This is a genomic window from Nonomuraea sp. NPDC049504 (assembly GCF_040676845.1).
Classification (GTDB): domain Bacteria; phylum Actinomycetota; class Actinomycetes; order Streptosporangiales; family Streptosporangiaceae; genus Nonomuraea; species Nonomuraea salmonea.
On sequence record NZ_JBFAPT010000001.1, the window covers coordinates 240,796 to 260,299 of the forward strand.

Here is a 19,504-nt window from a genome sequence, read left to right on the forward strand (position 1 = left end):
GCCCAACAGGGGGCCAGGACTGCCGCGCCTCCAGAACGGCGGAGCAGGTGCCTGACGTCGACGGCGGGGTGCCCGGCCACAAGCGCCGGGTGCCCCGCCATCGATCGTCTGGTGGCCCCCGAGGTCAGGGGAGGAGCGGGAGCGTCAGCTCACTACGTCCTTTCTGCGGAAGCGGCGGAAGGCGATGGCGATCAGGATCGCGGCGTACGTGATCGAGACCGAGGCGCCCTTGACCATGCCGCTCCAGTCGAGCTCGGGCGCCAGGGCGTCGAGCCAGGCGTTGTTCCAGAACGTCGGCAGGAACTCGCGCAGCGACCCCAGCGCCTCGACCGCCTGCAGGATCGTGCAGACGATCCACAGCCCGACGGCCCCGCCCACCGCGCCGAGCGGCGAGTCGGTCATCGTGGAGATGAGGAAGGCCAGAGCGGCCACCACGAGCTGGCTGACCAGGGCGTACCCGATGACGATCCCGAACCGGGGCAGGACGTCGAACGCCGGGATGACCTCACCCGTGCCCGGCACCTGGATGTCGTCCCAGCCGAACGCCAGCGTGCCCGCGAGCAGCGCCATCAGCGGCAGGCAGATCACCGCCGCCGCCGAGTAGCCGAGCGCGACGATCAGCTTCTGGCGCAGCAGCCGGTCGCGGGGGACCGGCGCCGCCAGCAGGTAGCGCAGCGACGACCAGTTGGCCTCGCTGGCCACGGTGTCGCCGCAGAACAGCGCCACCGCCACCACCAGCAGGAAGCTGGCCGACACCGACAGGGCGAAGGCGGCGAAGTTGAGGCCGCTCTCGGTGGCCAGGTCGGAGATGCGCAGCGACGACTGCCCCTGCCCGCTCGACTGCGGCCCGAACTGGAACGCGATCACCAGGATCCACGGCAACGCCAGCAGCAGCGCGAACATGCCGATCGTCCGCCGCCGCTTGAACTGCCTGACGATCTCCACCCGCAGCGGCAGCGTGCGGCGGGGCGCGTAACCGGTCGCGGTGGTCATCCCTTGTCTCCGATGAGGTCGAGGAACACGTCTTCCAGGCGCGGCCCGTGACCGTTGCCGGTCGCGGCCGAGCTGAGCAGCCGCGAGACGGGGCCGGTCGAGACCAGCCGGCCGCGCTGCATCACCACGACGTGGCTGCAGGCCTGCTCGACCTCGGCCAGCATGTGGCTGGAGACGATCACGGTACGGCCGTCGCGCGCGTAGCGCTTGAGCACCTCGCGCATCTCCCGGATCTGGGGTGGGTCGAGCCCGTTGGTGGGTTCGTCGAGCACGAGCAGGTCGGGCAGGCCGAGCATCGCCTGGGCGATGGCCAGCCGTTGCCGCATGCCCTGCGAGTAGGTGCGTACGGCCCGCTCCAGCGCCTTTCCGAGACCGGCGATCTCCAGCGCCTCGTCGAAGTGGGCGTCGGCGGTGGGCCTGCCGGTGGCCGCCCAGTAGAGCTGGACGTTGTCGCGCCCCGACAGATGCGGCAGGAACCCCGGCCCCTCGACGAACGACCCCAGCCTCGACAGCACGGGCGCGCCGGGCGTCACCCGCTCGCCGAAGATGCGGATCTCGCCCGCGTCGGGCTGGATGAGGCCCATCATCATCCGCATCGTCGTCGTCTTGCCGGCGCCGTTGGGGCCGAGCAGCCCCAGCACCTGGCCCTGCTCGACGCGGAACGACAGGTTGTCGACGGCCAGCTCACCATTCCTGTACGCCTTGGTCAGCCCACTGATCTCCAGCGGCACTCCCGCACCGGCCCCCGCGACCTCGCGACTTCCCGCATCCTCGCTGGGTGCGGCGGCGTCACCGGCCACGTCGAGATCGTGCGTCTTGCCGTTGGGGCGGACCACCGCGCCGGAAGTGCCGATGGCGGCGGTGTCGCCGGAGGTGGCGTCACCGGACGCGTCGTGCGCGTGTGTTCGGCCGTTCGGACCGGCCGTGCTTCCGGACGTTCCGGCGGTGGTGAGGTCGGCCGTGACGGCGGTGGTCGCGCGCTCCTTCGCGTCGGTGGCGTCGGAGGAGGCGGGCTTGGCGGGAGAGGCCGGGCGGCGGCGGGAGGTGGTGCGGCCCGTCGCCAGGATGACGGCGGCGACCACGACGGCGGCCAGCGGCATCGCCCACACCCACCACGCGACTCCCGTCGGCGCGGCGGCCAGCGTGGAGACCGTGGGGAAGGTCAGGGCCGGGGAGGCCAGCGCCACCTGGTACGCGGCGGGCTGGGCCGGCGTCGCGAAGCCCATGTCGGTCGTCGTCACCACCAGGCGCAGGCGGTGGCCCACGGCGAAGCGGTGGTCGACGGCCGGCAGCGTGATCGTCGCCTCGGCGCTGCCCGCGCCCTCGGGGATGGTCACCCGGAACGGCGCCACCAGCCCCGCGGGCAGGCTGGGCGGCTGGAGGGCGTCGGCCACGTCGTAGAGCTTGGCGAACAGCGTCGCCTCGCCCTTGCCGGTCACCGTGACCTTGACGGTCGGGCTGCCCGTGAGCTGGAGCGGCTCGGTGAGCGGCCGGGATTCGAAGGCGGCGCTCTGGCCCGGCATGTCGAGGGAGACGCCGACGCCCTGACCGCCCAGCAGGCCGCCGATGCCGGGCACCGTGGAGATGGAGGCGGGCGCGCCGCCCGGCGGGTTGACGATGTTCTGGGCGGGGCCGCTCAGCTCGACCGCGGTGGTGTCGGTGCCGGTCAGGCCGGGATAGGAGTCGGCCTCCGGGTGGAGGCGGATGCGCTGGCGGGTGCCGGGGTCGCGTCCGCCGTCGCGGGTCACCGTGAACGCGCTCACCGGCGTCGCGGCGTCACCCGAGCCCTCGCCCTTGAGGTAGCGGCCGAACCAGGCCGAGGTCTGCTCGAACAGCCAGTCGGCCTCGCCGTTGCCGCCGTCGTGCCCGCCGTCGAACCAGGCGATGCTCACCGGCGTGCCGGCGGCCGCGATGGCCTTGGCGTTGGCGTCGGCGTGGCCGATCGGGAACAGCGAGTCGCGCTGCCCCTGGATGAGCAGCGTCGGCGCCTTGATCTGCCCGGCCACCGTGACGGGGCTGGACTTGCGCAGCAGCTCCACCGCCTCGGGCGTGGCCCGGCCGTCGGTGGCGACCTGCTGGTAGACGTCGCAGATGGCGGGCAGGAACCTGCCGCACCGCGCCTGCTCAGGAGTCAGCGGCGCGGCGGCCTCGCGCCGGCCCAGCAGCGACGAGGCGTCGAGCGAGACGCCCTGGCCGAAGAAGATGCCGGCCCACATGCGCTTGAAGACCCCGCCGGCCGGCTCGCCCGAGCTCGGCGCGGCCGCGTTGGGGAACAGCGCGTCGGCCAGGTCGGACCAGGTGATCTGCGGGACGATCGCATCGACGCGCCGGTCGTACGCCGCCGTCATCAGCGCGATGGCGCCGCCGTAGGAGCCGCCCGCGATGCCCACGCGCGGGTCGCCCGCCGCGTCGAGCTGCACGTCGGGACGCTTGGCGAGCCAGTCGATCAGCTGCTTGACGTCTTTGACCTCGTAGTCGGGCGAGTTGAGCGCGATCTGGCCGCCGGAACGGCCGAAGCCGCGCGCCGACCACGTCAGCACGCCGTAGCCCTGCTGGGCGAGGCGGACCGCTTGGTCCCGCATGCTCTGCTTGCTGCCGCCGAAACCGTGGGCGAGCAGGATGACGGGCGCTTTTCCGCCTTCTGGCGGCGGGAAGAACGTCGTGTCGAGTTCGACCCGTTGGTCGTCCGACGGTCCGTCGACGACGGTTATCTGCTGGTCTTGGCCCCGCACCTGGGGCGCCGACGGCCACACGAGCCATGTCGCCACCCCGATGAGGGCGAGTGCCACTACCAGAGCGGCCACACGCTTCATGTGGTGAGCCTACTTTCCACACCTGAGAGATCCCTGAGACGGCGCCCGCGCGGGCACCGCCCCAGGAGTGAACCGGGGCTGAAAGGACTGGTCAGCGGCCGTCTCCGCAAGATCGCGCGCACCGGCGCAGCCCAGGGCCCCGAACCCCCGCGGCCCAGGCCCCGAACCTGCACCACCTGAGCGAACGATCACGCCGGCAGCGCGCAGGTCCTGACCCGAACGAATCGTCACGTCGGCAGCGCGTAGGTCCTGGCCTGGGCGAACGGACACGCCGGCAGCGCTCAGACCACGGCCTGGGCGGGTGTCACCCCAGGAGTGCGTAGACGGTTGTGGCGTGGGCGGCCGTCTCTGAGCTGCTCGCCGCACGCAAGGTGATCTCGGAGAAGGCGAGCGTGCGTCCGAGCTTGGTGATGCGGACGTCGATCAGCACGTCGTCGCCGACCACCGGCCGCTGGAACGTGGTGGACTGCTGCACCGTCGTCATCGGCACGAACCCGCCGCGCGCCGCCGAGATCGCGACGACCGTGGCGGTGTCGGCGGCGGCCATCATGGCCTGGCCGCACAGCCCGCCGCCCTCCCTCGCCAGCTCGTCGGACCAGGGGAGGCGGACGATCGCGTGGCGCTCGCCGACCTCCTCCACGCGCAGCCCGAGCTGACGGATCCAGGGGGCGAAGTATTCCTGGAGGATCGCCTCTGCGTCTTCTGGAGTCACGCGGACATCATGCACGCTGGACACGACGGGCGGGCCGCCTCACGCACGACCTGTGGACAACGGGCCACGCCCCGCGAACGCCTGTGGACGAGCCGGGAGGATGCGCATGTCGACCGCGAACGACGACGGTCCGATGGACCGACGCCCCCGACGCCCCCGACGCCCGACGCCCGAGGAGGCGGACCAGAGGCCGAGCGAGCGGGATCGGCGGCGCCAGGCGACGGAGGCGGATCAGAGGCCAGGGGAGCGGGATCGGCGGTGTCAGGTGACGGAGGCGGGGATTGTCGGTGATGTGGTCGAGGTGTTCCTGCCCTCCACCTACGACCGGGCCGTCCCGTACGAGCTCTTCGCCCGGCTGCGTGAGGAGAGCCCCGTCTGCCGCGTCCCCGAGCCTCCGGTGGGGCCGTGGCGGGCGGGGACCGGGTACTGGGCGGTGTTCCGGCACGCCGACGTCAAGCACGTCCTGCGTACCCCGGAGGACTTCTCCTCCTACCTCGGCGCCACCCAGATCCGCGACCCCGACACCCCGTCCGACCTGGAGTTCGTCCAGGTGCAGATGTTGAACATGGACCCGCCAGGCCATTCCAGGCTGCGCAGGATCGTGGCGGCGGCGTTCACGCCCCGCGCCGTACGCGCCCTGGAACGGACGATCGAGCGGCGGGCGGCGGCGCTGTTCGGCGAGGGGGAGTGCGATTTCGTGGAGGTGGCCGCCGACCTGCCCGTCTGGACGCTGGCGCACGTCATGGGGGTGCCCGCGCAGGACAGGCGGCTGCTGTACGACTGGGCGTCGCGCGTCATCGGCTACCAGGACGCCGACTACGCGGGCCTGTCCACGGCGGACGTCACATCCCTGACCCCCATGGGCCGTCACGCCGTCAAGGCCAGGCCGGAGCCGCGGCCCGGGGTCAACCCGCGGTCGCGGGCGGCCCTGGCCGACATGTTCGCCTACGCGCACGCGCTGGGGGAGGCCCCCGTGGACGACGAGTCCGTCATGTCCGCCATGCGGAAGGGCGGCCTGACGGAGGCCGAGTTCGAGAACATGTTCTTCCTGTTCGCCGTCGCCGGGAACGAGACCCTGCGCAACGGCATCCCCGGCGGCCTGCTCACCCTCCTCCAGCACCCGGACCAGCTGGAGCGCCTGCGCGCGCACCCCGAGCTGCTCGACTCCGCCGTCGAGGAGATGCTGCGCTTCTGGCCGCCGGTCATGCACTTCAGGCGTACGGCGACCCGCGACCTCACCCTGGGCGGGCAGCGGATCAGGGCGGGCGAGAAGGTGGTCGTCTACCACGCCTCAGCCAACCGCGACCCGGCCGTCTTCCCCGGCCCCGACCGCTTCGACATCGCCCGCACCCCCAACGACCACGTCAGCTTCGGCTTCGGCCCGCACTTCTGTCTCGGCGCGCACCTGGCCCGCGCCCAGCTCCGCTCGGTGTTCAGGGAACTGCTCAGGTGGGACGTCGAACTCGCCGGCCCGCCCCGCCGCCTCACGTCCAACTTCCAGAACGGACTCAAGCACCTTCCGGTACGCCTGAGCTCCAGGAAAACGTGCTGAGAATCCGGCAATCGGCTGCCTATCATCACGATCATGGCCGACTATCTGCGCATCAACCGGGACAACTGGAACGCGCGTGTCCCCGTCCACGTCGCCAGCTCCTTCTACGACGTCGCGGGCTTCAAGTCGGGCCGCAGCCCGCTGCGCGCGTTCGAGATCGAGGAGATGGGCGAGGTGGCCGGCCGCAGCCTGGTGCACCTGCAGTGCCACTTCGGCCTCGACACCCTCTCCTGGGCCAGGCGGGGGGCGGAGGTGACCGGCCTCGACCTGTCCGACGCCGCGATCGACCAGGCCGAGCGCATCGCCGCGGAGTGCGGCATCCCGGCGCGGTTCGTCACGGCCGACGTGTACGACGCTCCTGAGGCGCTCGGCGCGACGTACGACATCGTCTACACCGGCATCGGAGCCCTCGTCTGGCTGCCCGACCTCACCCGCTGGGCCGGGACCGTCGCCCGCCTGCTCAAACCCGGCGGATTCCTCTATGTCGCCGATTTCCACCCGTTCACCGAGGTCCTCGACGACGAAACCGGTACGAAGGTCACCAACGACTACTTCGACCGCGGCCCCCACGTATGGGACTATCCGCACACCTACACCGGCCCGGAAGTGCTCGAACACCAGACGTCCGTGGAGTTCAGGCACGGCATGGGCGAGATCGTCACCGCGGTCGCGAACGCCGGCCTGCGCCTGGAGTTCCTGCACGAGCACGACCACACGTTGTTCCGCCGCTTCGACACCTACACGGAACGCGACGGCGGTTACCGCCCGCCCGCCGGCGCGCCGAGGGTCCCGCTGATGTTCTCCCTGCGGGCGACCGCGAGCCCGGCCGGGAGCGGCGTTCCGGGCGGCTGACCGTAAGATTCTCTGCCGTGAAGTCTCCAGCATCGCTCAAGAAGGCCGCCGCGTGGGCCCTGCCCTACTGGACCCGCGGCGAGGCAGGCCGCGACACACCGCCCGACCTGTTCAGGGTGCTCTACTTCGGCTGGCTGGTGGCGCTCACGCTCAAGCTGCTCGGCTCGGCCTGGGACGTCTCCTGGCACTTCAAGTGGCTGCGTGACGACCTCGCGCCGCCCCACCTGCTCAACTCCGCCGGCACCGCCCTCGCCGTGGCCCTCACCCTGATCCACGGCTACACCGGCTACGGCGTCGACAAGAAGGCGCTCAAGCTCATCCAGTGGGGCACCGGCATCTTCCTCGTCGCGGTGCCGCTCGACCTGATCAACCACCGCGTCAACGGGCTCGACATCACCTCGTGGAGCCCGTCCCACATCATGCTGTACGTCGGAACGTTCTTCATGATCGCCGGCGTGATCAGAGGCTGGTTCATGGGCGCGCCGCCCGGGCGCGAGCGCACGGTCGTGCTGGGCGCCTTCTTCGCGTTCTTCCTGGAGAACGTGCACTTCCCCGAGCAGCACCAGGAGTACGGCGTGCTCTCGCTCGGCGCCTGGGACAACAAGGCGACCTACGCCGAGCCCATCCTGCTCCAGTTCGCGGCCGACCAGATGAACCGGCCGATCGACAGGGAGATGATGGCCGGGTTCACGCTGCCGGTGCCCGACTACCTCTATCCGGTCTACGCGGTGGTCGCCGGGCTGTCGGTGCTGGTGCTGGCCAGGCGGCTGATCGGCAGGTTCGGCGCGGCGACGCTCGTCGCGGCCGGCTACGTCGGGTTCAGGACCGTGATCTGGCCGCTGCTCACCTTCACCGGCTTCCCGCCGTCCGCGCTGCCGTTCTTCCTGGTCGTGGCCGGGTTGCTGGTGGACGTCGCGTTCCTGGTGCGGATGCCGTACGTGCGGGCGGTGCTGGGCACGGTCGTCGCGACCGCCGCCGCGTACGGCGCGCTCGTGGTGCAGAACGCGGCCATGGGGCCGGTCTACGGCGCTCTGAAGGGCCAGGAGGGGCTGCTCGGAGCGCCCCCGCTCGCCACGTCGTCGGCGGTGTGGGCCGGCATCGGCCTGCTCGTCGCCTGGCTGGCGATCGAGGCCCTCACCGGCCGCAGGAAGGCTCGACCCGTGGGGACGCCCGCCCCGGTGGTGGCGGCTCCGGCCACCACCTGAGGCTCCGGCCACCGCCTGAGGTTCCCGCCACCGCCTGAGGTTCCGGGCAGGAGGAGCGGTCAGGCGATCGAGGCGCGGGTGATCGCCACCGCCACCCCGTACGCCAGGCCCATCACGCTCACCTCGGCCACCGTCCACCCGACCAGGGCGGTGGCCTGCCCCCTCCTGATGGCGGGCAGCAGCCGGAAGCGGATGTGCGCGGCCAGCGGCACCAGCAGCGCCACCAGCGCCGCCTTGACCACGACCAGCAGGCCGTAGTGGCTGGTCACGATCGCGCCGGGCAGCGTCACGCCGGGCGTGAGCGCCATCGTGCCGAGCCCCGTGATCAGGCCCGACAGCGCCACCAGGAGCAGGCACACGGTGGCGATCCTGGAGAACCTCGGCAGCGCCACCGCCAGCAGGTCGCGGTGCGGGGCGAGGAAGGCGGCCGTGACGACCAGCCCGCCGGTCCACGCCGCCGCGCCCATCACGTGGACCTCCATCGAGATCATGATGGGGTCGTGCCAGATCGAGTTGACGGCGTGGCCGGTGACCGGGATCGGCAGCAGCCCGAACAGCCCCACGATCACCCGCAGCTCGGCCGGCACCTTCTCGCCGAACCGCACCGCCATCAGCCCGATCCCGGCCGCCGCCAGCGCGCACGCGGCGCTGAACAGCAGGCCCTGACCCGTGCCGACGGTGTCGACGTAGCTCGCGATCATCCCGAACGTCGGCACCACGCCGGGGTTGAGCTCGGCCGTCTGGAAGACGATCGTGAGCAGCGCGCAGATCGCCCACGCCCACGCGGCCACCACCGCCAGCGGGCGCACCCGCACCAGGACCGGCTCGGTACGCTCTGGCGCGTTGAAGCCGAGCAGCTTGGGCAGCAGGCTGAGCCCGACCACGGCCACGGCCGCGATGTCGAGCAGCGCCCTGACGAGGGGCAGGCCGATCTCCACGACGGGCCCCGGCATGGGGATGCCCGGCACGGACTCCTGCGCCGTCAGCGAACTGGCCGCCACGGCCGCGACGACCGCGCACACCCCGAACGCCCCGGCGACCAGCCGCCCGCCGACCTTCCGCGTCTGCGGCAGCGGGGGAGCGATCACACTCACGCCCGGCCCCTCTCACCGGAACGTCCACCGTCGCCCGCCGTGGGGGCTGGGGCCTCGGAGCCGGAGGAGCCAGCGGAGTCGAGCGCGGCGGTGGCCGAGGAGTCTGCGGGGACAGCCGCAGGGGGTGCGGGGACTGCGGGGGAGGTGGCAGGGGATGCGGGGGTCGAGCGGCGGAGGGCGACGATGGTGCCCGCGGCCAGGACGATCAGGGCGCCCAGGACCCACAGCACGGCCATCCCGGCGCCGCCGTTGGCCGCCGCCTCGGCCGCCGCGGCGTCGGCGCCGCCGGCCGTCTCCCGCGCGGCGGGCGCGGCGGCGCCGCCGCCCGTCACGGTGAAGGAGATCTTCCCGGTGACCGGGTGCCCGTCGGCCGACAGGATGCGGTAGCCCACCACGTACGACCCGGCGGGCAACGGCTTGACCTGGACGGTGACCCGTTCCGCCGCCACCGAGGCGGCACCGTCGGTCCACGAGCCGCCGTCCGCCGACGTGACGCCCACCTGCGCGTACCCCTGACGCACCGCCTGGTCGAACACCAGCGTCACCCGCTCGGGCGCGGCCGTCAGCGCGGCTCCGTCCTTGGGGTCGCTGCTGATGAGCACGTTGTGCGCCCGCGCGGGGGACCAGAGCAGCCCGGTCGCCGCGACGGCGAGCAGCAGGACCGTGAGTAGCCGCCTCACAGATCGAAACCTTCCATCGAACCTCGTCATGAACCTGTATATGGTCCCACCCATGGCGGACCTGTTCGGCGGCGCGGCCCCCTCCTACGCGAAATACCGCACCCGCCCACCGGAGCCGGCGATCGCTCACCTGGCGGCGGCGTTCGGGGCGGACAGCACCGTGCTGGATCTCGGCTGCGGCCCAGGCACGCTGGCGATCCCGCTGGCAGGACGGGTGCGCGAGGTCCTGGCCGTCGATCCCGACCACGGCATGCTGGCCGAGGGCAGGCGCCTGGCGCGGCGCTCGCCGAACGTGCGCTGGATCGCGGGCGACTCGGCACGGCTGGGCGAGCTGCCGGCGTTCGACCACGTGGTGATGGGCCGCTCCTTCCACTGGATGGACCGGCGGGCGGTGCTGGCCGAGCTGGACGCGCTGCTGCCGCGAGACGGCGTCGTGGTGCTGGTGGGCCCGGCCGCCGACGAGCCGGAGCAGCCGTGGGAGCCGGCGATGCGCCGGGTGCGGGACGCGTCCGGCATCAACACGTTCACGGCGAGCAACGGCTACCAGGCGACCGGCGAGCCGCACGAGGCGGTGCTGAGCGGCTCGCCTTTCAGGATGCTCGCCCGGGCGCGGTTCGAGCAGCGGCTGACGTACGACGTGACGGCCGTGGTCGGCCCGCAGCTGTCGTACTCCTACACCGCGCCCGCCGCACTCGGCGGCCGCCTGGAGGCGTTCGCCGAGGAGGCCGGGCGCGCGCTGCTCGCCGACCGCCCGTCGGGCCGGTGGGACCTGACGACGGTCACCGAGGTCGTGACGGCGCGGCGTCCGCCCAGATCCCCATGACCTTCCAGACCCGCCTGCTGACCGCGTTGACCAGCCCGATCTCGGCGCACAGCTCGCGCGTGCGGGCCACCGAGTCGCGGATCTCGCGCCCGGCGTCCGGGTCGCGCAGATAGACGTCGGCGACCACGCTCGCGGGGATGCGGAAGCGCCGGATCATCGGCCCGGGCGGCGCGAGCATGATGCGCGCCATCACGCCGAGCACGACGGGCGCGAACAGGCCGAGCAGGAACCGCCGGTACGCCGGCATCCTGGGCACCCGGTTGCGCAGGTAGTGCCGGGCGAACGAGATGTGCCTGGCCTCCTCCGCGACGTGGATGCGCATGATGGTCTCCTCCAGCGGATGGTGCGGCCTGCCGTCCTTGAGCACCCTGCGCTGGACGTGGTCGATCGGGTCCTCGCCGCCGAGCACGAACACGAAGAACAGCTCGGTCGAGACCAGCGGGATCCAGGGCGCGACCTGCGCGACGGCCGACAGCGGGCGCGGCATGCCGCGGATCGGCATCCCGGTACGGTTCACGAACTCCTGGAACATCATCCCGTGATGTCCCTCTTCGATGGTCTCGTGGTAGACGTACCGGAACTCGGGTGACCCGTTGGGCAGCCGGTAGGCGTAGTTGAGCAGCCCGCGCTTGAGCAGGTTCTCGAACTGCAGGCCGATCTTCATGGCGGTGGCCACCCGCCACAGCCCGATCCGCGCGCGCACCTCGGGGGGCTGGGCGCGGTACCAGGGGTGGCCGCCCAGCCGGTCGACCCCTGGCAGCTCCCAGCGCGGATCGGACGGGTCCACGTGGAACTCCGGGTCGTCCCACGGGATGTCGCGGTAGGGCTCCCAGTGCTTGTCGACGGACGCCTTCGAGAGGCGTTCGATGACCGCGCGGTAGGCGCCGCCGTCGCCGACGTGCTCGTCGCGTTCCTGGGAGGCGGTAGAGCGTGGTGCGGACGTCATCGCTGCACTCCTCTCCTCGCCCAGTAATTGTACGAAGCATCCAATAAGCCTGGGAAGGTGAGGGTCACAGGTTTTCCGCGTCCACCCCCAGCTCCTTGGCCGCCGCCGTACGGATGAGCACGTTGACCCGCCGCCGTGACAACACCTTGGGATGCGTGTGCGTCTGCACCGCGAGGCCGTCGATCAGGGCGAACAGCCGCCACGTCGCCGAGTCGGGATCGTCGCAGTCGAAGTCGCCGCTCACCACGCCCGCCTCGATGATCGTGCGCATCAGCGTGCGCCCCCTGGCGTCGATGCGCCGGGAGATCTCCTCCAGCTCGGTGCTGCGCATCGCCTCGGACCAGGCGTCGATCCAGAGCCGCCAGCCCTCCGTGGGGATCGCCGGCGAGCAGAGCCGTAGCAGCGAGCGCAGGCGCTCGAGCGGCGTGCCGGAGGAACGTTCGACGTCGGCGAGCGCCTCGAGGTGCACGCGTGCCGCATAGCCGAATGCCTGCGCGAACAGCCGCTCCTTGGTCTCGAAGTGGTAGAAGAGCAGGGCCTGGCTGACTCCGGCGGCCCTGGCGATGTCCAGGGTCCTGGTGTGCCCGAAACCTTGCTCCGCGATCACCTCGCAGGCCGTCTTCAGCAAATCCTCGCGCCGTAATCGGCTGAAACCAGTTGTCACAGCGGGTAACTCTAACTTCTGATCACTAGTATTTATAGGACAAAACGGACGTCAGTCCTTCTGGTTACATGGAGCCCCGATACGTACACACAGTCCCGTTCATGGTGATCATGGTAGTTGGGGGTACCGAACACCTTTCGGTGGGGTCGGAAAACCGTCTCAGCCGCTGGCTTTGGGCAGGCGAAGGACGAAACGGGCACCCGTCTCCGAGTCCTCGATCCGCAGCGTTCCGTGGGATCGTGCTCTCGGCGTGCCGCTCGGCGTTGTCCAGCAGGTTCGTCAGCAGGCGGGCCAGCCGGTGGCGGTCGCCCGTGACCACGACGCCCGGCTCCAGCGAGGTGACCACCTGCTTCGAGCGCGGCGTCGCGCTCTCGCAGGCGACCAGCTCGCCCAGGTCCACCGGCTCCAGCGTGCCCGGCTCGCCCGCGTCGAGCCGGGCCAGCGTCAGCAGGTCCGTGACGATGTTCTGCAGCCGGTCGAGGCCGGCCAGCAGCTTCGCGCCGGTCTCGCGCCAGTCGGTCTCCTCGGGCGCGAGCATCGCCATCTCCAGCTCGGTCCGCATGGCCGTGATCGGGCTGCGCAGGTCGTGGGAGGCGTCGGAGGCGAAGCGGCGCTGCTGCTCAAGCGCGGACTCCAGGCGTTCGAGCGTCTGGTTCGCGGTCTCGGCCAGCCCTCTGATCTCGTCGGCCCTGTCGGGCACGGGCAGGCGCAACGACCCGTCGCCGCCGGTGATCTCCGCCAGCCGCTCGGTGATGGCCTGGACGGGCGCCAGCGTCCCCGCCACCACCCGCGAGACGCCGAACCAGGTCAGCGCCACCAGCACCACGGTGAACAGGGTCAGGAACGTGATCGCGGCGGGGCTGACGTACCAGGGCGGCAGCGGGCCGAAGGCGTAGACGATCCAGTCGCCGTCCGGCTCGTAGGCGCGGAAGGACACCACGATCTGGCAGTCGCCGGCGAACTCGGGCCGGTCGCACATCGTACCGATGCGGGTGGCCTTGTCGTCCTCGGGGACCGTGCGGATCAGGCGCGGCGACCCGGCCAGGTTGGGCGTCGAGGAGACCACCTGCCCTGAGGCGTCGACGACCTGCAGCCCGTCGAGGTCGATCGAGGTCACGCGGGGCAGGTCGTGGTCCTTGATGAGGTACACCACGCGCAGGGCGGTGCTGACGACCTCGCGGGTCCTGATGTCCACGATCGTGGTGCGGGTGGCCCAGAGCAGCAGTGCGGCGGCGGCGACGCACAGCAGCGTCATGGCCACGCTGGCGAGCAGCGCCAGTCTCGCGCGTATCGATCGGCCCGGCCGTACGATCACACCCATCCCCCTGCAGGTCAGGTGATCACATTGGGCGGCTTCTCCTCGAATCATCGGAGATTCCATGACGAATCACCCCGGCACCCACCAGAGCAATGCTCTATGCGTGCCGGGGCGAGCTGACTAGAGTAAGTGAGCACTGATGCCGAGGAGTCGAAGTGAACCTTGCTGAGTATCGGCGTGCGGCCAGAAGCTGGCTGCAGGAGAACGCACCGACCGACGACTACCCGGAGGCCGACGGGATCCCCCGCGCCAAGGAGTTCATGGCCAAGCTGTACGACGCCGGCTACTCCGGCATCAGCTGGCCGAAGCAGTGGGGCGGCCAGGGCCTGACGCAGGCGGAGGAGCGGGTGTTCGCCGAGGAGGCCCGCGACTTCACCCTGCCCACCTACGTCTTCTCGATCGGTCTCGGCATGACCGGGCCGACGATCGTCGACCGGGGGAGCGACGCCCTGCGTGAGCGGTTCGTCCGGCCGCTGCTGCGCGGCGAGGAGATCTGGTGCCAGCTCTTCTCCGAGCCTGGCGCCGGCAGCGACGTGGCCAGCCTGCAGACCAGGGCCGTACGCGACGGCGACCACTGGATCATCGACGGCCAGAAGGTGTGGACCTCCGTCGCCCACCACGCCGACTGGGGCCTGCTGCTCGCCCGCACCGACGTCGACCGGCCCAAGCACAAGGGCCTGACCATGTTCGTGGTGGACATGCACCACCCCGGCGTGACGGTCAGGCCGCTGAAGGACATGTCGGGCCGGGCCAACTTCAACGAGATCTTCTTCGACGCCGTGCCGATCCCCGACGAGCACCGCGTCGGCGAGGTCAACGACGGCTGGAGCGTGGCCGTCACGACGCTGCTGCACGAGCGGCTGTCGATCTCGGCGGGCGTCGGCATGAGCGGCCAGAAGGAGAACCCGGCCGCGCTCGACGCGCTGCGCAGGCAGGTCGACACCGCCGACCCGCTGGTCCGCGACGAGCTCGTCGAGCTGCACATCCGCAGCCGCGCGCTCGAGCTGTTCAACGAGCGGTTGTCACAGGAGACCAGGGCCGGCGTCTTCCCCGGCGCCCGCGGCAGCGCCGCCAAGCTGCTGCTCGCCGAGCTGACCCAGTTCCAGGCCGACCTCGCCACCCGGCTCGTCGGCCCCGAAGCCACGCTGGCCGGCCACCCGCTCGCCCGCGCGATCTCCATGGCCCCCGGCATGGCGCTGGGCGGCGGCACCAACGAGATCATGCGCAACATCATCGGCGACCGCGTGCTCGGCCTGCCGCCGGAGCCGCGCGTGGACAAGACCGTGCCGTTCAAGGACCTGAAGGTGGGGACGCAGGGGTGAAGCTCGTACTCAGCACCGAACAACAGGAGCTGCGCGCGGCCGTACGCGCCTTCCTCGGCGCCGCCTCCCCGCTCCCCAAGGCCCGCGAGGGGTACGACCCGCAGGTCTACGCGCGGCTCAACGGCGAGCTCGGCCTGTCCGGCCTGATCGTCCCCGAGGAGTACGGCGGCGCGGGCGCCGGGCTGAGCGAGCTGGCCGTCGCGCTGGAGGAGACCGGCGCGGCCCTGCTGCCCGGCCCCTTCCTCGCCACCGCGTTCGCCGCCATCGCGCTCGGCCGGGTGCCCGACAAGGAACTGCTGGCCGGCATCGCCGAGGGCCGCGTCGCCGCCACCGTCCACTCCGCCGAGGTCTCCTACGACGGCGCCACCGCCTCCGGCCGGCTGCCCCAGGTGCTGTCCGGCATGGAGGCCGGCGTGCTGGTCGTGCCCGCGGCCACCGCCGACGGGCCCGTGCTGCTGGCCGTCGAGCTGACCGGTCCCGGCGTCACCAGGACCGCGCTGGAGACGCTCGACCTCACCCGCGGCCAGGCCGACGTGGTGCTCGACGGCGCCCCTGCCCGCCTGCTCGGGCCCGCGCCCGAGAGCGGCGTCACCGAGCGGATGTGCGTGGCGCTGGCCGCCGAGCAACTCGGCGTGATGCGCGCCGCGCTCGACGCCATCGTGGCCTACGCCAAGATCCGCGTCGCGTTCGGCCGGTACATCGGCTCCTACCAGGGCGTCAAGCACAAGCTCGCCGACATGCACGCCAAGCTCGAACAGGCCGAGTCGATCGTCAGGTACGCCGCGTGGGCCGCCGACGAGTCGCCCGCCGACCTGCCCGAGGCGGCCGCGCTCGCCCAGGCGTACGTCGGCCGGGCCTGCTTCGAGGTGGCCCGCGACCACCTGCTGCTGCACGGCGGCATCGGCTACACCTGGGAGCACGACGCCCACCTGTTCTACAAAAGGGCCAAGGCCGACGAGGTGCTGCTCGGCCCGCCCCGCATCCACCGCGCCAGGCTCGCCGACCTCCTGGAGCTCTAGATGGACATCAGCGGCCTACCCGGCTTCTACGCCATCGCCGCCGCCGACCCCGGCCGCCTCGCCGTGATCGACACCGACGGCACCCGCACCACCTACGGCGAGCTGCTCGCCCGCGTCAACCAGGTCTCCCACGGCCTGCGCGCCCGCGGCCTCGGCACCGGCGACGTCGTCGCGGGCGTGCTGCCCAACGGCGTCGACGCGGTGGTCATGGTCATGGCCACCGGGCAGATCGGGCTCTACTACGTGCCGATCAACTGGCACCTGACCCAGGCGGAGATCGCGTACATCCTCAAGGACTGCGACGCCAAGGTCGTCGTCACCGGGCCCGGCCACGCCGTGCCGGGCGGCGAGATCGGGACGGACGGGCTGGCCGCGGGCCAACCTGCCGAGGCGCCCGCTGACCGCACCTCCGGGGCCGTCATGTGGTACACCTCCGGCACCACCGGCTTCCCCAAGGGCGTGCAGCGCCCGCTCTCGGGAGCCGAGCCCGAGGCGATGGTGCCGCTGTACGTGTGGTTCCTCGGCGAGGTCGTCGACCTCGAGCCGGGCGCCGCGCGGCACCTGGTCACCTCGCCGATGTACCACTCGGCGCCGTGCGCGCACGCCCAGTTCGCGCTGCATCTCGGGCACACCGTGGTGATCGCGCCCCGCTTCGACCCGGTCGACATCCTGGAGCTGATCGACCGCCACCGCATCGCCAACGCCATGATGGTGCCGACCATGTTCCACCGGATGCTGCAGCTGCCCGACGAGGTGCGGGCCCGCTACGACCTGTCCAGCCTGCGGCAGGTCATCCACACCGCCGCCGCCTGTCCCGTCGCGGTCAAGCAGCAGATCATGGACTGGTGGGGCCCGGTCCTGTACGAGTATTACGGCTCGACCGAGTCCACCATCGCCTTCGCCGTCAAACCGCACGACTGGCTGGCCAGGCCCGGCACCGTAGGCCGGCCGGTGCCCACGTTCGAGGCGAAGATCTGCGACGAGTCCGGCGGCGAGCTGCCTCCCGGGTCGCCCGGCCTGGTCTACGTCAAGTCCAGCATGGGGACGTTCGAGTACCGCAAGGACCCCGGCAAGACGGCCGCCAGCATGCTGGGGGAGTGGTACACCCCCGGCGACATCGGCTACTTCGACGACGACGGCTACCTGTTCCTGTGCGACCGGCGTACCGACCTGATCGTCTCCGGCGGGGTGAACATCTACCCCGCCGAGATCGAGGCGGCGCTGCTCGACCATCCCGCCGTCGCCGACGTGGCCGTCATCGGGGTGCCCGACGAGGAGTGGGGGCACATCGTGGTCGCGCTCGTCCAGCCCGCCGCCGGCGCCGAGCCGGGGCCGGCGCTGACGGCCGAGTTGCTGGAGCACTGCGGGCCGCGCATCGCCCGGTTCAAGCAGCCCAGGGTGCTCGAATACCGGGAGGTGCTGCCGCGGACGCCGACCGGCAAGCTGTCGCGCTCGAAGGTCCGCGAGGACTACCTCGCCTCCCGTTCCTGATCGCCCGCCTGCCTCTCACCGCCCGCTCTTCCCGCCCGCCGGTAGCGGTCCGCCAGCTCCAGCACGTGCTGGGCCAGCTCCGGCGGGTCGAGCACCTCGAAGTCCACGCCGATGAACCCGATCCACACCGCGATGCCCCGCAGGTCGTCGCCGCCCAAACGGACCACGCAGGTGTCCGCGTCCACCGGCTCGACGTCCAGGGGCAGCCGCAGCGACCGCATGTGCTCGGCGGACGCCCGCAGCAGCACCTTCGCGTGGTGCCGCTGCATCGCCGTGCTCACCCCTCGTTCCACGTACGCCGCCACGTCGCCGTCGCCCGGCAGCTCCCTCGGTGCGAACCGGGGGCCTGACGGCGTGCGCGGGCGCACCCTGTCCACCCGGAACGTGCGCCAGTCCCGCCGGTCCACGTCGTAGCCGACCAGGTACCAGCGTCCCCGCCGGTGCACCAGCCGGTGCGGCTCGACGTCGCGCACGCTCTCCTCGCCGTCGTGGCCGGCGTAGTCGAACCGCAGCCGCTCGTGGTCGCGGGCGGCGTTCGCGATCGTCGTCAGCACCTCGGGCGCCACCTGCGGCGCCGTCCCCGGGATCTGCACCGTGTACGCGTTGAGCGCGCTCACCCGCCGCCGCAGCTTCGCCGGCAGCACCTGCTCCAGCTTGGCCAGCGCGCGTACCGACGTCTCCTCGATCCCTTCGACGCCGCCCCCGGCCGCCCGCCCCAGCCCGACCGCGACCGCCACCGCCTCCTCGTCGTCCAGCAGCAGCGGCGGCAGCGCCGCCCCCGCCCCCAGCCGGTACCCGCCCGCCACGCCCGGGGTGGCGTGCACGGGGTAACCGAGCGACCGCAGCCGCTCGACGTCGTTGCGGATAGTCCGCGTCGACACCCCGAGCCGCGTGGCCAGCTCGGGGCCCGGCCAGTCGCGGTGGGCCTGGAGCAGGGACAGGAGCTTGAGCAGACGGGCCGAGGTGTCGAGCATGAGAACCAGTGTGACGGCTATCGCGGCAAGGATGGTGCCGCGATGGCGTCCCCAGATTGATCGGAGACCAGCAGCAACGCCTTGCCCACCAGCCTGCGGCCCTCCAGGGCGGCGTGCGCCTCGGCGGCGCGCTCCAGTGGGACCTCCAGCCCGATCTCGGCCACCAGCCGCCCGGCCGCCGCCTCCCGCAGCGCCTGCCCGGCGAGCTCCCTGAACGTGTCCGGCGCGAACTGGACCTGCTCCATCCCGACGACCCGCACCCCGCGCCGCGCGGCCTCCGCCGGGTCGATCAGCGCGACCGACCCGCTGGGCACCCCGTAGGCGAAGAACCGCCCGCCATGCCCCAGCAGCTCGAACGCGGCCCCGCCCACCTCGCCACCGACGCCGTCGAAGACCACCTCGACCGGCCCCGCGAACTCCTGATAGCCGATGACGACGTCAGCCCCCGCGGCAGAAGCCGCACGACGCTTGGCCGGGTCGTGCGCCGCCGCCATCACGTGGGCGCCGGCCGCCCGCGCCAGCCGTACGACGGCCAGCCCCAGCGCCCCACCGCCCCCCGTGACCAGCACCTTGGCGCCGGGCTTCAGCTCAGCCGCCCCCACCAGGCTCAGCGCGGCCGGCCCCACCTGGAGCAACGCCGCCGCCTGCCGCGACGACACCTCGTCGGGCACCTCCACGAGGGTCTCCACGCCGGCGACGGCCCGCTCGGCGTACGCACCCCCACCGGGCAGCAGCGCCGCGACCCGCCGTCCCATCCAGGAGGTGTCCACCCCGTCACCCACGGACACCACCAGCCCCGCCACCCCGGTGCCCGGCACGAACGGCGGCTCGGCGGGGAACCAGTCCCGCCCCCACCCGGCGCGCAGTTGGGCGTCGATGGACATGACGTCCACCACCGACACCCCGATGACCACCTGCCCGGGGCCCGCCACCGGTTCAGGCGCCCGCGCCACGCGCAGCACCTCGGGACCGCCGTACTTCGTCACTTCAACGACTCGCATGCGTCCGAGTCTGCAAGCTCAACCTCGGTTGAGGTCAACCGCGCC

Annotated in this window: 17 protein-coding genes; 7 read left to right on the plus strand and 10 right to left on the minus strand. The window is 71.9% G+C overall.

Translation table 11 applies throughout. The features are described 5' to 3' along the window. Nucleotides 1–144: 144 nt before the first annotated feature. The 3 genes from AB0K28_RS01095 to AB0K28_RS01105 all read right to left on the minus strand — a co-directional run bounded on the left by AB0K28_RS01095 (nt 145) and on the right by AB0K28_RS01105 (nt 4,518). The gene (locus AB0K28_RS01095) at nt 145–993 is read right to left on the minus strand and encodes an ABC transporter permease subunit (protein WP_364363550.1); all 849 of its coding nucleotides are present in this window, start codon (nt 991–993) and stop codon (nt 145–147) included. After that, nucleotides 990–3,806, minus strand: coding sequence for a CocE/NonD family hydrolase (locus AB0K28_RS01100; RefSeq protein ID WP_364363553.1), 2,817 nt, complete (start codon nt 3,804–3,806; stop codon nt 990–992). The genes AB0K28_RS01095 and AB0K28_RS01100 overlap by 4 nt, the downstream gene beginning before the upstream one ends. A 304-nt stretch (nt 3,807–4,110) precedes the next feature. Beyond that, entirely contained in the window at nt 4,111–4,518 is a 408-nt protein-coding gene (locus AB0K28_RS01105) for a PaaI family thioesterase (RefSeq protein WP_364363556.1), read from the minus strand. A 292-nt stretch (nt 4,519–4,810) separates the two neighbouring features. On the opposite strand from AB0K28_RS01105, the gene AB0K28_RS01110 reads away from it, so the two are divergent. The 3 genes from AB0K28_RS01110 to AB0K28_RS01120 are packed head-to-tail and all read left to right on the plus strand — an operon-like array spanning nt 4,811 to nt 8,127. Continuing rightward, nucleotides 4,811–6,070 (plus strand): cytochrome P450, encoded by a 1,260-nt coding sequence (locus AB0K28_RS01110; protein ID WP_364363559.1) that lies wholly within the window; start codon nt 4,811–4,813, stop codon nt 6,068–6,070. Nucleotides 6,071–6,103: 33 nt separating this feature from the next. Then, nucleotides 6,104–6,922 carry a class I SAM-dependent methyltransferase gene (locus AB0K28_RS01115; protein ID WP_364363562.1) on the plus strand — a complete coding sequence of 273 codons (819 nt, stop codon included), beginning with the start codon at nt 6,104–6,106 and terminating at the stop codon, nt 6,920–6,922. Between the two features lie 17 nt (nt 6,923–6,939). Further along, complete coding sequence (locus AB0K28_RS01120; RefSeq protein ID WP_364363565.1) at nt 6,940–8,127, plus strand: hypothetical protein; 1,188 nt, start codon at nt 6,940–6,942, stop codon at nt 8,125–8,127. 59 nt (nt 8,128–8,186) lie between these two features. Here the strand turns inward: AB0K28_RS01120 and AB0K28_RS01125 are convergent, their stop codons facing one another. Together AB0K28_RS01125 and AB0K28_RS01130 are read right to left on the minus strand one after the other, a co-directional pair. Next, the gene (locus tag AB0K28_RS01125; protein ID WP_364363568.1) at nt 8,187–9,221 is read right to left on the minus strand and encodes a CopD family protein; all 1,035 of its coding nucleotides are present in this window, start codon (nt 9,219–9,221) and stop codon (nt 8,187–8,189) included. After that, nucleotides 9,218–9,901, minus strand: a complete 684-nt coding sequence (locus AB0K28_RS01130) for a copper resistance CopC family protein (RefSeq protein WP_364363571.1) — start codon at nt 9,899–9,901, stop codon at nt 9,218–9,220. The genes AB0K28_RS01125 and AB0K28_RS01130 overlap by 4 nt, the downstream gene beginning before the upstream one ends. A 52-nt stretch (nt 9,902–9,953) precedes the next feature. Between AB0K28_RS01130 and AB0K28_RS01135 the strand changes: the two genes are divergently transcribed. Next, nucleotides 9,954–10,724, plus strand: a complete 771-nt coding sequence (locus AB0K28_RS01135; protein ID WP_364363574.1) for a class I SAM-dependent methyltransferase — start codon at nt 9,954–9,956, stop codon at nt 10,722–10,724. On the opposite strand, the gene AB0K28_RS01140 is transcribed toward AB0K28_RS01135, so the two are convergent. From AB0K28_RS01140 to AB0K28_RS01150, 3 genes are all read right to left on the minus strand, one after another. Continuing rightward, complete coding sequence (locus tag AB0K28_RS01140; protein ID WP_364363577.1) at nt 10,681–11,670, minus strand: diiron oxygenase; 990 nt, start codon at nt 11,668–11,670, stop codon at nt 10,681–10,683. The genes AB0K28_RS01135 and AB0K28_RS01140 overlap by 44 nt on opposite strands. 64 nt (nt 11,671–11,734) lie before the next feature. Then, nucleotides 11,735–12,334, minus strand: coding sequence for a TetR family transcriptional regulator C-terminal domain-containing protein (locus AB0K28_RS01145; RefSeq protein ID WP_345387478.1), 600 nt, complete (start codon nt 12,332–12,334; stop codon nt 11,735–11,737). 64 nt (nt 12,335–12,398) lie between these two features. Further along, a complete protein-coding gene (locus tag AB0K28_RS01150; RefSeq protein WP_364363580.1) occupies nt 12,399–13,649 on the minus strand; it encodes a HAMP domain-containing sensor histidine kinase in 1,251 nt (416 codons plus the stop codon). Nucleotides 13,650–13,807: 158 nt separating this feature from the next. On the opposite strand from AB0K28_RS01150, the gene AB0K28_RS01155 reads away from it, so the two are divergent. From AB0K28_RS01155 to AB0K28_RS01165, 3 genes are read left to right on the plus strand one after another with little or no spacing between them, the layout of a single operon-like run. Beyond that, nucleotides 13,808–14,974, plus strand: coding sequence for an acyl-CoA dehydrogenase family protein (locus tag AB0K28_RS01155; RefSeq protein ID WP_345387472.1), 1,167 nt, complete (start codon nt 13,808–13,810; stop codon nt 14,972–14,974). After that, the gene (locus AB0K28_RS01160; RefSeq protein WP_364363583.1) at nt 14,971–15,993 is read left to right on the plus strand and encodes an acyl-CoA dehydrogenase family protein; all 1,023 of its coding nucleotides are present in this window, start codon (nt 14,971–14,973) and stop codon (nt 15,991–15,993) included. Before AB0K28_RS01155 ends, AB0K28_RS01160 begins: the two co-directional genes overlap by 4 nt. Continuing rightward, nucleotides 15,994–17,484 (plus strand): AMP-binding protein, encoded by a 1,491-nt coding sequence (locus AB0K28_RS01165; RefSeq protein ID WP_364363586.1) that lies wholly within the window; start codon nt 15,994–15,996, stop codon nt 17,482–17,484. It begins immediately after the preceding gene. On the opposite strand, the gene AB0K28_RS01170 is transcribed toward AB0K28_RS01165, so the two are convergent. Together AB0K28_RS01170 and AB0K28_RS01175 are read right to left on the minus strand one after the other, a co-directional pair. Continuing rightward, entirely contained in the window at nt 17,463–18,458 is a 996-nt protein-coding gene (locus AB0K28_RS01170; RefSeq protein ID WP_364363589.1) for a YafY family protein, read from the minus strand. The genes AB0K28_RS01165 and AB0K28_RS01170 overlap by 22 nt on opposite strands. Nucleotides 18,459–18,475: 17 nt before the next feature. Beyond that, on the minus strand, nt 18,476–19,459 hold the full coding sequence (locus AB0K28_RS01175) for a zinc-binding dehydrogenase (protein WP_364363592.1): 984 nt from the start codon (nt 19,457–19,459) through the stop codon (nt 18,476–18,478). Nucleotides 19,460–19,504: the final 45 nt, after the last annotated feature.